Consider the following 12,604-nt stretch of genomic DNA (forward strand, 5'->3'; position numbering starts at 1 on the left):
CGGGAATTTTATAATTGTTATATTTTAATATTTTCATTTTCTATGTGTATTTCTGAAAGTTCCTCTCCTATTTCAAGATTGAATCGCTTCCTAAATGCAAATACACTCAAATATAATAAGGGAGTATCCAACATAGCAACAAGTACTTTAAATAGAAAACCACTTGCAAGCAAGGTGGTAAATAAGGTCCAGTCAATTTTTCCGAAGCTACACAATAATAACAATACGGTTGCTGTATCTACAAACTGCGACAAAAATGTCGAGAAGTTATTGCGAAGCCAGAGATGTTTGCCTTTGGTCAATTTTTTCCAGAAATGAAATATCTGAATGTCGATATATTGCGCCAATAAGTATGCCATCATTGAGGCCAGTACCGCAATCGCTGTTGCACCAAAAACTGTAGTAAATAATGAGTCGCTAATTGGGCTCCAGGACGTTGCAGGAACTTGATCTGCCACAAATACAATCAATAATGAAAAGAACGAGGCAAAAATCCCAGCAGTAACGACACGATTTGCTTTTTTCTTTCCGTAGATTTCACTTATAATATCGGTTAGTAAAAAGGTAATAGGATATGGTAAAATTCCTACCGATATCTCAAAAGTATATATTCCGAAAAAATCCCAGTAAAAAAATTTTTGAAATATTAGATTTGAAACTACCAGAGAAGCAATAAATAACGCGCCTAAAATTAAATAGATACGTTCTGCTAACAGTCTGTCTTTTAAGGTAAGCGTTGCCAAGATGATTACTATACACACAAAGATACTGGCTAGTCATTTTGTTTTCCTTAATTTCGTCTTAAATTAGTAAGCACCCAAATCTTTGATTTGATAGTGCAAACTAACCCCGCCGAAGGGAGGGGTCTTTAAGACAATAGTAAGCACCCAAATCTTTGATTTGATAGTGCGAACTAACCCCGCCGAAGGGAGGGGTCTTTAAGACAATAGTAAGCACCTAAATCTTTGATTTGATAGTGCGAACTACCTATAGCTCAAATAATTTCGTGAACTAAGTAATAATTTTAAAAAACGTAACACATCAAACCACTCCAAAACGTATATCTTTCTCTGGGTAGCAATATGGGCAATCGTTTTGAACATTTGCAACAAGCGGTGAACTTGCTATTTGATGAAGTAGGTAGCGTTTTAAAAATTTCTCCGGTATATGAAACTCCCGCTTTAGGATTTGAAGGCGACTCATTTTTAAATTGTGTGATCTGGCTTCAAACAACCATGTCTTCTTCAAAACTGTTGGCTACCATATTGTCAATTGAAAAGAGAATGGGACGTGAACGAAAGAAAACAGCTGGATATACTTCGAGATCTATTGATATTGACATTTTATTGATCGATGATGAGGTCAAGAAAACAACAAAACTTACCCTACCACATCCAGAAATTGAAAACCGAAGGTTTGTTCTACAGCCTTTGGCAGAAGTAAATGCACAGATCATTCATCCAATTTCACAAAAAAATATCATTAGACTGTTAGCGGAAACTCTAGATACAAGCGAAATTGTCAAACAGTCTAAATGGCTTCGGAATCCAAAAAGTGATTACGATATTTCTAAGTTTAATTATATCGCAATAGAAGGAAATATTGGTGCGGGAAAAACAAGTCTGGCGACACTATTGGCAACGGATTTTAATTCAAAACTCATTTTAGAACGGTTTAAGGACAATCCCTTCTTGCCAAAATTTTACGAAGAGCCCAACCGATATGCATTTTCATTAGAAATGTCTTTTCTAGCAGATCGCTATCAGCAGCTATTAGAAGACATCACTCAATACGATCTTTTTAAAGACAATGTAATCGCAGACTACGATGCGTACAAATCGCTCATTTTTGCAAAGGTGACGTTAGGGGATGAGGAATATAATCTCTATAAAAAATTATTCCATTTGATGCACAAAGAGTTACCAAAACCCGATGTGTACGTGTATTTATTTCAGAATACGGAAAGACTACTGGAAAATATCAAAAAACGAGGGCGTGATTATGAGAAAAGCATACAACCAGAGTATTTGACAAAGATTAACGAAGGCTATTTGGAGTATATTAAAATGCAGCAAAATGATAAGATTAAAATCATTGATATTTCGGAGCTTGATTTTGTTTCGAATCGAAGTGATTATCTAACCGTATTACGGCGTATTATCGAATAGCTTTTAATTTGCTGAAAAAATCCCAGACTACCACACCCACACTCACACTAATGTTTAAGGAATGTTTGGTGCCGTATTGTGGAATTTCAATCACCACATCACTTTCAGAAACTACTTTCTGCTGAACGCCTTTTACTTCATTTCCAAATACTAATGCATATTTCTGCGCTGTCTGAAGCGAAAAATCCTGTAATTCCACCGAAAGTTCTGCCTGTTCGATCGAAGCGACAAATACCCCTTCATTTTGCAATTTTTTAATTAGAAGTAATGTATCTTCAGCATATTCCCAAACAACACTGTCTGTAGCTCCCAGCGCGGTCTTTTGAATGTCTTTATGAGGAGGTTTTGCAGTGATTCCGCAGAGATAGATCTTTTCAACTAAAAAAGCATCTGCTGTTCTAAAAACCGAGCCGATGTTATTTAGACTTCGAATATTATCAAGAATGATGATGATAGGAGTTTTATGAGCTTCTTTAAAATCTTCTGCATCAATTCTGTCTAATTCGCTATTCTTAAGTTTGCGGTACTTCATATCATTAATTCTCCCGTAGAGGTTGTGTTATTCAAATTCAATAGTTGATTGCCTGTCTCTGTTGACAGTCAATTTTGTCACGTCTGGTCTAGAATAGTGACCTACCGGGTCAAAATTTTGACGTTCTTCAAGCACTCGATTAAAATTAAGCGTGTGATATATATTGCCTTCTTTATGTAAAACAGGCTCAATGATCCATTCTCCATCTGGCCCGCAGATACAACTTCCTCCATTAGCTAAAACATCTGGCGCTTTTTCAAGTATTTTATCAAGATGTGGAGTGTCTGTAGGGAAATCTGCCGTGGTCATCAAGGAAGACACAGAAATCACAAAACTTCTACCTTCACGTGCGATAAAACGGGTGATATCTTTGGTGTTATGATCACTTCCTGGCCAAACTGCAATGTGTAAGTTTTCACCTAAGCCATATAAGGTAGCTCTAGGCAAGGGCATCCAGTTCTCCCAGCAGTTGAGTCCGCCAAGGGTAAAATCTTTAAGTCTATGTACTTCAAGTCCGTGCCCGTCGCCAGGGGCCCAGGTGAGTCGTTCGTCATAGGTTGGCTGTAATTTACGATGAACAGAAAGAATATTTCCTTCGTGCGAAATATATACTAAAGAAGCATAAATACTGTGGCCGCCACGATCTAAAGGGCGCTCAATGATCCCCAGATATACAGCAATAGTATGTTTTTCTGAAAGCGCACAAATCTCATCGAGATCTCCATTTTCTATGGTTACACTGTTTCGTACATAGTGCGCATGAAGCTCCTTATTAATTTTAGTGTCCCATTGCGCTCCTTCGGTCAATGCAAGCCAGAATGGGTAGCCGGGCAGTAAACCCTCTCCAAAAACAATAAGTTCTGCATTGTTATTGGCAGCTTCAGTTATCTGTTTTTTTATTTTCTGAAGGGTTTCAGCTTTATTGAGCCACACAGGAGAGATCTGAGCTAAAGCAACTTTTAATAAATTGGTTTCTTTCATTTTCTAAAATTAAAGAATTCTATTGAGTACGACATCGATATCGATTAATACAATACTAAAGACACCAATTACAATGATAAATTTCAGGATGTTATGTAAAATGATATAGTGTAGTTTTTTCCCAGATTTCCAAAGAATAATATCGAAGACTAGAAGTCCGAGTATGCTTCCGAAGAAAAAGAAGTACATATAGCCAATTTCATATTTTGTCAATAGCAAGAGAATAGGGATTAAGGTTAAAATACTTAATACCGTTAGCATTATTTTAGAAGGTTTTTCGCCATACACTACTGGAATGGTATGATAGCTTTGAGCGAGGTCGCCTTTTATATTTTCCAGATCTTTTGTAAGCTCCCGCATGGAGATGAGTAAAAACAAGAATGTTGCATGTACAAAAATAACTTGGTCAAAATTTCGGTAATAAATAAACACAGCAAAAAATGGGATGACAGCTAGTATTGCCGCTGTGATATTTCCAATGAAAGGATACTTTTTTAGCTTGTGGGAATACAACCAAATTCCAAAAATGTAGATTGAAAAAAATGCTACTGCTCTAAAGGAAACATAACTTGCAAAGACAACCGATAAGAAGTTGAGTATAAAATATCCTGTCAATTTTTTTTGCTGACTTACCAATCTGTCCAACATGGTTTTGTTGGGTCTATTGATTAGGTCTTTTTCGCTATCGTAAAAACTATTAATGATATATCCTCCTGCTATTGCTGAAGCCGAAGCAAGGACCAACATTAGTAAATTTATGTCGAGTAGTACTTTTCCAAGCGGCAGGTCTGGTGCAAGGATATAAATAGAGGTCAAATACTGGGCAATTACAATCACAAGAATGTTATACCCACGTACAATTGAAAACAGACTAAAAAACTTTAGTAAAAAGTGTTTTTGTTTTCTGCTTAGCATGAAATGAAATTGAAACTATTAGAAGTTATAGACAACCTCTAATTGGTGATCTTTAAGTGCCGCACGCGCCTTGTCAATATCTTCGGTAAAACCTAACATGTAGCCGCCACCGCCAGAGCCACATAATTTTAAATAATAAGCATTGGTGTCTAGTCCTTTTTTCCAAAGCTTGTGAAATTCTTGCGGGATCATAGGTTTGAAATTATCGAGCACTACTTTAGACAATTGTTTGATATTGCCAAAAAGAGATTTTACATCTCCTTTTAAGAAATCATCGACACAGGCATCGGTATGTTTAACAAACTGATCTTTAAGCATATTTCGAAACCCTTCCTGTTTCATGTTTTCCATAAAGATGTTCACCATAGGAGCGGTTTCACCAGTCATGCCACTGTCGAGTAAAAACACAGCGCCTTTGCCATCCTGTGTTTGGGAAGGAATCCCTGCAGGCTCAATATTGTCCTGACTATTAATTAGGATAGGTAAACTTAAATAACTATTTAGCGGATCAAGACCAGAAGATTTTCCGTGGAAAAAAGATTCCATAGCCGCAAAGATCTCTTTTAAGGTGAGTAATTTTTCACGGGTGAGATTTTCTAAAACCGTTATTTTTTCGGTAGCATATTTGTCGTAAATCGCTGCTACTAGTGCACCGCTACTGCCTACTCCATATCCTTGAGGGATGCTACTGTCAAAATACATTCCGTCAGCAATATCTTTTTTAAGCGCTTCCATATTAAAAGTAACGAGTGGATTTTCTCCTTGCTGAAGTGTTTCAAGGTATTCAGAAAAACGACGCAAATTATCATTAGAAGCATGAGTAGCAACTGTATGGTGTTCGTCAATTTTTAAAGCTCCTTTATAAAAATTATAAGGAATCGAAAGACCTTTAGAATCTTTAATGATTCCATATTCACCAAAAAGTAAAATTTTAGAATAGAAAAGGGGACCGCGCATAGTTACGATTAATGGTTATACAAAAGTACAAAATTTAACAATAGAAATGACACTATTTAAAATACCTGTATTTTTTTGATGACATTTTATACGCTTGGCGATGTGGTAGTGTAGATATAAAACGCAATACCATGAAAACACTAAAGAAAATATTTTCACTCTTATTACTAAGTACTTTTTTCACTTCTTGTCTTTTAAATACTTCAGGAAATGAGTCTTTTTATGAGGAAGATGAAATGAGTTATGAAGCTTTTGAACAAATCCCCAATAAGCTGGATAATAATCAATATTTAAATACTAACGAAACGGCTATGAAAACAAAAGGGCATGAAGTTTTTGATCAAAAAACAGGAATGGTAATGGCTGTAGTGCCTTTTCCAAGTAGTTGGAGAAAAGTGGATAGCAAGGAATTTCAGTATGAAGGACCAAATAATATAAAAGTAAGCGGAAGCTTTGGAGCAAATTTTATGTATGGTAATCAGATGGGAAATTATGGAAATGCACAAAATAGACCTCCAATGAATATCAATCAGATAACTCAGGAATTTTTTATGCCAACGGCTAGGCAAACAAACAGAAGGTTGATTACTACCTACGAATTACCAGCTGTTGCTCGTAAAAATTTTGATTATTTAAATTCTTTATGGCAATATGCCCCATCTCAAAAAACACTTAAAGCGTATGGATTGGAATGGGAGGATGACAATAATATGAAGTATATAACAGTAGTCGTTGTGAGCGATAATAAATCCCAATTAGGAAGCTATTGGAATTTCTTCGGGCAATATTTACAAGCCCCTTCTCAAGCGTTTGAAAAAGCAAAAAAGCAATTTATTTATGGCCTGGCGAATACCTGGTACAATCCAGCACAAATTGCTGCCCATAATGCAAATGAAGTACAACTTGCAAATAGCAGGGATGCCAATCATCGAGCGCGTATGGGTTCACTAAAACAACAAGGAGATGCACAGGCAAAGTTGGCTCAGACGTATAGTGATATTTCAGATATATCTCATAATGGATATATGAATAGGAGTGGAATGAATGATGCTGGTCATGCAAAAAGTGTTGATGGTATCTACGGAAATACAACCGTATTTAATCCTTATCAATCGGGACAAACTTATAAAGTAGAAAGCTACGACAACTATTATTACGGAAATAATCAAGGACAGGTGATAAGCACAGATAATAGCTTATATAATCCTAATCTTGATCCAAATGTTAATAATCAAGATTGGACACGATATGAAATTGATAATTAATAAAAAATAATTAGTACCTTTCCTCGTACTACAACGTATGGGGAAAGTACTTCAAATAAGAGAGCAACACGCGCTTGTAAAATCGATTAAGGCCAACGATCAAATGGTCTTAAAGACACTATACCAACAAAACTATAAAAAGGTAGAAGTGTATGTTTTACAAAATAGCGGGTCGGTTGCACAAGCAAAAGATGTATATCAGGAAGCTTTTTTAGCCATGTATCAGAATGTGAAAGCTGAAAAATTTACACCTGAAAATGAAACAGCCTTGCAAGGGTATTTATATCAGATCTCAAAAAACAAATGGAGAGACATTTTGCGTTCTTCTGTATTCAAAAAAACGAGTTCTTTAGAGAATAATTTTTATGAAACCGAAGATCAATCTGAAGAATACAAAAACGAGATTGAGCTAGAAGAACAAGATAAATTGAAAAAAACCATGGATGCTTTTTCAAAATTAGGAGCAGAGTGTAAAGAATTATTACTCCAATTCTATTTTCAGAAAAAATCCCTTAGAGAAATTTCATCCAATGCAAATTATGCAGAAGCATCTGCCCGAAATAAAAAATACCGCTGTATTCAAAAATTAAAAGAATTAGCACAAACCCCAAAGTAAAAAAGTGAACAATTTTAACAACATATCACAAGAAGAGTTTGAGAAGATAGAGCGTTATCTTGATGGAACTATGGAGCCTTCAGAAAAACTTGAATTCAACACCAGAATTCAGGAGGATCCAGTGCTGGCTGATCTAGTCAAAGAAGTTAGACTTACCTTATTAGGTGTAGAAAGTAGCGCCCTTACACAGAGGCTAAATACCTACCATCAAGAGATGGAAGATGTTACAACATTGGCACCTACATCAACCAAAAATAAGTATTGGTTGTTAGGCATAGCAGCTACAGTGGCAATCATTTTTGGAGTTACATGGTTTATGAATGTAAACAGTCCTTCAGAAAAATTATATGCTAAATATTATACGGTAGACCCTGGCCTTCCAACAACGATGAGCTCATCAGACAATTTTCAGTTTTATGATGCAATGGTCAATTATAAGCGAGAAGAATATTCCGAAGCCATTAAAAAATGGGAAGCATTGTTACCGCAAAAACCTACTAATGATACACTCCATTACTTTTTAGGTGTAGCAAATCTGGCTAACGGCGATAACAATAAAGCACTGAACTATCTTGCCAAGGCTGCAGAGGACGAGGAGAGTTTTCTTAAAAGTGATGCGTATTATTATTTAGGGTTAATTCATTTAAAAGAAAATAATATTGAGCAGGCTAAGAAAAATTTTGAATTGAGTACAAACGAGACTGCCAATAAAATTCTTTCAGAATTAAACAGATAGAACAGATAATGTTTAAGCGTAGCAACATACTTTTCCTATTTTTTCTTTTTAGTATTCAATATAGTATTGCTCAAGATTCATCTTTGATTACTCGAAATGATCTTAGAAAATTGATTGCTGAAGACAAACTAGAAAAAGCCCAAACCGAACTAGACAAAAATATCGCTTATTATAAAGCTCAAAAAAACTATGATTCTTTAGTAAATTATTTTGAGTTTGCAGGTAGTTTTATTCTAGCTAAAGGGAACAAGGCACTTGCCATAAGCAGAAGTAATGCACTGAATCAGTTTTTTCAAGAACAAAAAGATCCATTTCTTACAGCAAAAGGAATAGTTGGTCATGGAGGAATTATTTATGAAGCAGGCGAAGTGAAAGACGCCTATGATTTGTTATTGACTGCCTTAAAATTTGTACCATCATCTGGAGAAAAAAAGGAATATATAAAATATGAAATTGAGTACGATTTGGGTTACTATTCACAGAATTTGAGTGATTATCCTAATGCAAAAAAACATTATATTAATGCGATTAGGGCGCTTGAGAAATATTCGGAACCTGATTATATTTCGTCTCAACGTACATACAATGCAATTGCTGGAATCTACTGGGCACTTGGTAAAATGGACAGTACCCAATATTATTTTCAGAAATCATTGGATGCCCTTGAAAAAGCTCCAGATGAAGGGGATTTTATGAATGAATATTATAGACCCGCTTTATTACAAATGAATATGGCAGTCGTTGCTCAAGCGTTGGGTAAAAGTAATGATGCTATTTCTTCCACAGAAAATGCTGTCAAATTGTTTCAGAAGTTTTTAGACAATTCTTTAGATGAACAGCGAACATTGGGTGCTAGAAAAAATCAGTTAGCAGCAATAGACAATTTAGGAGTATTTTATAGTGAACGTGGAGAATTTACACGAGCGGAAGAGTTGATTACCTATTCTTATAATCTTAAAAAGAAATTTTTAGAAGATGACGATGGCAATATCATTCTTTCAAAAATTATTTTAGCGCAGAGTAAAGTAAATACAAAAGATCTTGAAGGGGCAGCTGCATTATTGGACGAGGCTATTTCCCAAATTGAAGATGAGGGTGATATTTTAATTCTTTGGAAAGCATTGGCCTATACTACCAGAGGATCTGTTTATAAAGAAATGGGAGATTTTGAAAATGCGAGTGTGTTTTTTGAAAAAGGAGAGCAAATTCAGAAACAAGCATTAAATGGTAATTATTCAAAAGAATTTCTTGAGGATTTAGGCGCAATGGCAGTTTTTTACGCAGAAATAGGCGATAAAGACAAAGCTATTGCAAAAGCAACGGAAGCTTATACTAGTACTAAAAAAGGTGATTTTAAAAATACGTTAAGGGAGTTTAAAAGTACCACCATTCTTGCACAGGTATATTATATCTTAGGAGAGTATGAAAAAGCGAAGGAATATAGCAATGCCGCACTTAATTTCACATATTCTTCTGAAAATCAAGTGAACAAAGTAACAGATTCTATACTGCTCCAATTCGAAAAACCAACGGCTTTAGCAATAAATATTGGAGCGGTTTATAAACTGGAGTCAAATAAATCTAAAGATTTTTTAATTCAATTATTAAATAAAGTTGAAGAGGGGGTTGCAATTTTAGATCAGCGTAAAACTATTTTAAAAACTCATAGTGATTTAACCAGTTTAATAACTCAAAATCAAGAACTTTTCAACCTAGCTAAAAAAATTAGGCTCGAGTTGTATAGGTTGACTAAAAATCAACAATATTTAGATGATATTATTGAATTACACGAATCGAGTCTCTATAACAGGATTCGCTCGCGTCTTAATTTTAGACAGGATATTGCATTTTCTGGTGTCCCTACAGACATATTAGAACGAGAGATAGCACTCAAAAACTCAATCGCTTCGGCTTTAGAAGGAAATTCAGATGCAGGAATAAATACTTTTTTCAAAGCTACTAAAACGTGGAACACATTTTTAGATTCATTACAGCATTCCTACCCCGATTATTATAAAATGCGATATGCAAGTATCAAGGAGCCTCTTGATGATTTGCAAGCTAAAATTCCGACTAATACTACGGTCGTCCGGTATTTATTCATAGAAAAAGAATTATATGCTATTATCATTACCACATCAGAAAAAAAAATGGTTCCGCTGCCATTTAAAGAAGATGATCAATTAATCGCTAGGCTTGATCAAGCTATTTTTAATGAAAAAGAATCGGGAAATTTGTCGTACGTTTTATATGAACAATTGTGGAAACCATTTGAAAATGAAATAAAAACAAAAAATATTATTGTGATTCCAGATGGCGCTCTTTTTAATTTAAGTTTTGAAACCCTTACCCCAATAAAAAGTACTTCTTTTAAAGAAATAACCAAGAATGGATTACTTAGTAAATATGTAATTTCATATAACTACAGCCTGTTATTGCTTAACTCCAAAACAAATACTACTGTTTTCAATAAAAATCTTATCGCTTTTGCTCCAGAATTTACCGGAACTATGAAACAGGATTATAAGTTGAGTATAACAGATTCAATCGAAACCGACAATACGTATCTAACACTACTGCCCCAGCCATTTAGTGCAGATTTGGCAAAAAAATCTTCAAAACTATACGATGGAAAAGCATTTCTTAATACAAATTCGACTGAAACGGTATTCAAAAACAATGCTGCAGAACACAAAATCATTCATATTGGAACGCATGCAGAATCCAATAACATAAATCCTGAATTATCCCGTCTTATATTTGCGAAGAGCAACGATGATTGGGAAGACAATTCTTTATATACATACGAAATTTACAATACCAACTTATCTTCTAATCTTGCCATATTAACTGCTTGCGAAACGGGTAAGCCATCCTATCAGCCAGGAGAGGGAATGATTTCGTTAGCCCACGCCTTTAATTATGCAGGTAGTGAAAGCATGTTGACCAGTCTTTGGAAAATTGATGAACAATCAAGTACTCAGATTATTGAGTATTTTTATGCAGAATTGGCTAAAGGGCTTCCTAAAGATGAGGCACTTAAAAATGCAAAGTTGAGGTATATAGAAACAGCTCAAGGGCGTACGCTTTCACCACAATATTGGGCAGGATTGGTCCTGATTGGTGATACCACTCCAATCAATTTAGCTAAAAATCAATCGGTATGGCTATGGGTATTTGTTAGCGTTGTTTTGTTATTACTACTTTTCTTTTTTCTACGGAAAAAGAGTGCCACTTAAATCAACTTAGAACCTAGACCTACTACATCCTCAATATAGTCGCCATTTTTACAAAAAGGAGTGAGTTCTTTTTTTATAAATTCTGAAACTATTTCGGTCTCATTTTCAGGATACAAGACATGAACATTGGCACCAGCATCCAGGGTAAAGCATACCATACTTTTTGTTTTTTTTCTGAAGGACCAAATGCGATTGATGATTTCTAACGTATTTGGCTTCATTAAAATAAAATAGGGTTGTGAAGTCATCATCATTGCATGCAATTGAAGCGCTTCAGACTCTACAATTTTTATAAATTCTGAAAGAGCTCCATTTTCAAAAATAGAGATCAATTTTGTAAGATTATTATTCGCTTCTTTAAAACGTTCAGCAGAATAGGGATGGTTGTGCATGAGATCATGTCCTACGGTACTACTTACTTGTTTTTCTCCTTTGTCAACCAGAAGAATTGTGTCTTTATAATTTGTAAAGTTCTTATGAATATGCTTTGGATAGATAGTTCCAAACAAATCACTACTCCCATCAATATTTGAATGTGCTCCCCAAACGACCAACGGACCTTCAATACTTCTTGAAGCACTCCCAGAACCTAGACGTGCTAAAAAAGAAGCTTTTTGTTTTTTATAAGTATCTGAAATGTCTTCTGAAAGTAAGAGATCTTCCATTGAAACAATGCACATGGCTAACGCACTCATGCCACTTGCAGATGAAGCAATACCACTACTGTGTGGAAAACTATTTGTTGTTCTTATTATAAAACGATACGCTTCTATAAATGGAACATATGAAACTATCCGATTAAAAAAAGTTTTAATCTTTGGTTCAAAACTTTGTTCTTTTTTTCCGTCGAGATAAACCGTAAAATCAAAACCCTTTGAAGTTTTTGGGGAAAATTCTAAAGTAGTTTTGGTATGACAATTCGTAAGCGTAAAACTTACCGAAGCATTCTGTGGTAATTGTTCCCCATGTTTTCCCCAGTATTTTACCAGTGCAATATTGCTTGGAGATTGACAGGAGAGAGTGCCCGTAACTGTATTTTTAAAGGTTGATTTTGGAATAAAATCTTTGTGAGTCATGATGTCTTGTTTCGGTGACAAAAATAATACTTTTTAAAATGGTGATGACATTTCATTTTTTTTTCGATAGATACATATACTGTAAAAAGTGAACACCGATTTTTGCCCAAAATCTATTT

11 protein-coding genes are annotated in these 12,604 nt (G+C 35.0%); 5 read left to right on the forward strand and 6 right to left on the reverse strand.

The features are described from left to right. Positions 1-17: 17 nt before the first annotated feature. Positions 18-743, reverse strand: coding sequence for a queuosine precursor transporter (locus ACFQO1_RS09950; protein ID WP_380217896.1), 726 nt, complete (start codon positions 741-743; stop codon positions 18-20). Between the two features lie 327 nt (positions 744-1,070). Here ACFQO1_RS09950 and folK point away from each other — a divergent pair, with 327 nt between their 5' ends. Then, positions 1,071-2,168 carry a 2-amino-4-hydroxy-6-hydroxymethyldihydropteridine diphosphokinase gene (gene folK, locus ACFQO1_RS09955; RefSeq protein ID WP_380218155.1) on the forward strand — a complete coding sequence of 366 codons (1,098 nt, stop codon included), beginning with the start codon at positions 1,071-1,073 and terminating at the stop codon, positions 2,166-2,168. Here folK and ACFQO1_RS09960 read toward each other — a convergent pair. Genes ACFQO1_RS09960 through ACFQO1_RS09975 form a run of 4 tightly spaced genes read right to left on the reverse strand, consistent with a single transcriptional unit; the run spans position 2,158 to position 5,553 of the window. Continuing rightward, positions 2,158-2,700 carry an RNA methyltransferase gene (locus tag ACFQO1_RS09960; protein WP_380217897.1) on the reverse strand — a complete coding sequence of 181 codons (543 nt, stop codon included), beginning with the start codon at positions 2,698-2,700 and terminating at the stop codon, positions 2,158-2,160. The genes folK and ACFQO1_RS09960 overlap by 11 nt on opposite strands. A gap of 27 nt (positions 2,701-2,727) precedes the next feature. Beyond that, positions 2,728-3,681, reverse strand: a complete 954-nt coding sequence (locus ACFQO1_RS09965; protein ID WP_380217898.1) for a carbon-nitrogen hydrolase family protein — start codon at positions 3,679-3,681, stop codon at positions 2,728-2,730. A gap of 9 nt (positions 3,682-3,690) precedes the next feature. After that, complete coding sequence (locus tag ACFQO1_RS09970; RefSeq protein ID WP_380217899.1) at positions 3,691-4,596, reverse strand: geranylgeranylglycerol-phosphate geranylgeranyltransferase; 906 nt, start codon at positions 4,594-4,596, stop codon at positions 3,691-3,693. 18 nt (positions 4,597-4,614) lie between these two features. Continuing rightward, on the reverse strand, positions 4,615-5,553 hold the full coding sequence (locus ACFQO1_RS09975) for a mevalonate kinase family protein (RefSeq protein WP_380217900.1): 939 nt from the start codon (positions 5,551-5,553) through the stop codon (positions 4,615-4,617). Positions 5,554-5,684: 131 nt separating this feature from the next. Between ACFQO1_RS09975 and ACFQO1_RS09980 the strand changes: the two genes are divergently transcribed. From ACFQO1_RS09980 to ACFQO1_RS09995, 4 genes are read left to right on the forward strand one after another with little or no spacing between them, the layout of a single operon-like run. Next, positions 5,685-6,818: a hypothetical protein gene (locus ACFQO1_RS09980; RefSeq protein WP_380217902.1), complete on the forward strand. Its 1,134-nt coding sequence runs from the start codon at positions 5,685-5,687 to the stop codon at positions 6,816-6,818. 37 nt (positions 6,819-6,855) lie between these two features. Further along, a complete protein-coding gene (locus ACFQO1_RS09985; protein ID WP_380217903.1) occupies positions 6,856-7,434 on the forward strand; it encodes an RNA polymerase sigma factor in 579 nt (192 codons plus the stop codon). 4 nt (positions 7,435-7,438) lie between these two features. Continuing rightward, positions 7,439-8,170 carry a tetratricopeptide repeat protein gene (locus ACFQO1_RS09990; RefSeq protein WP_380217904.1) on the forward strand — a complete coding sequence of 244 codons (732 nt, stop codon included), beginning with the start codon at positions 7,439-7,441 and terminating at the stop codon, positions 8,168-8,170. A gap of 8 nt (positions 8,171-8,178) precedes the next feature. Then, positions 8,179-11,409, forward strand: coding sequence for a CHAT domain-containing protein (locus ACFQO1_RS09995; protein WP_380217905.1), 3,231 nt, complete (start codon positions 8,179-8,181; stop codon positions 11,407-11,409). On the opposite strand, the gene ACFQO1_RS10000 is transcribed toward ACFQO1_RS09995, so the two are convergent. Then, positions 11,406-12,485 carry a diphosphomevalonate decarboxylase gene (locus ACFQO1_RS10000; RefSeq protein ID WP_380217906.1) on the reverse strand — a complete coding sequence of 360 codons (1,080 nt, stop codon included), beginning with the start codon at positions 12,483-12,485 and terminating at the stop codon, positions 11,406-11,408. The two genes, ACFQO1_RS09995 and ACFQO1_RS10000, sit on opposite strands and share 4 nt — an antisense overlap. Positions 12,486-12,604: the final 119 nt, after the last annotated feature.

Origin of the sequence: Jejudonia soesokkakensis, assembly GCF_042664795.1 — a bacterium.
GTDB lineage: Bacteria > Bacteroidota > Bacteroidia > Flavobacteriales > Flavobacteriaceae > Jejudonia > Jejudonia soesokkakensis.

Coding starts and splice junctions, on each gene's coding strand:
- ACFQO1_RS09960 (WP_380217897.1), bottom strand. CDS start 2,700: ATGAAGTACCGCAAACTTAAGAATAGCGAATTAGACAGAATTGATGCA.
- ACFQO1_RS09965 (WP_380217898.1), bottom strand. CDS start 3,681: ATGAAAGAAACCAATTTATTAAAAGTTGCTTTAGCTCAGATCTCTCCT.
- ACFQO1_RS09970 (WP_380217899.1), bottom strand. CDS start 4,596: ATGCTAAGCAGAAAACAAAAACACTTTTTACTAAAGTTTTTTAGTCTG.
- ACFQO1_RS09975 (WP_380217900.1), bottom strand. CDS start 5,553: ATGCGCGGTCCCCTTTTCTATTCTAAAATTTTACTTTTTGGTGAATAT.
- ACFQO1_RS09980 (WP_380217902.1), top strand. CDS start 5,685: ATGAAAACACTAAAGAAAATATTTTCACTCTTATTACTAAGTACTTTT.
- ACFQO1_RS09985 (WP_380217903.1), top strand. CDS start 6,856: ATGGGGAAAGTACTTCAAATAAGAGAGCAACACGCGCTTGTAAAATCG.
- ACFQO1_RS09995 (WP_380217905.1), top strand. CDS start 8,179: ATGTTTAAGCGTAGCAACATACTTTTCCTATTTTTTCTTTTTAGTATT.
- ACFQO1_RS10000 (WP_380217906.1), bottom strand. CDS start 12,485: ATGACTCACAAAGATTTTATTCCAAAATCAACCTTTAAAAATACAGTT.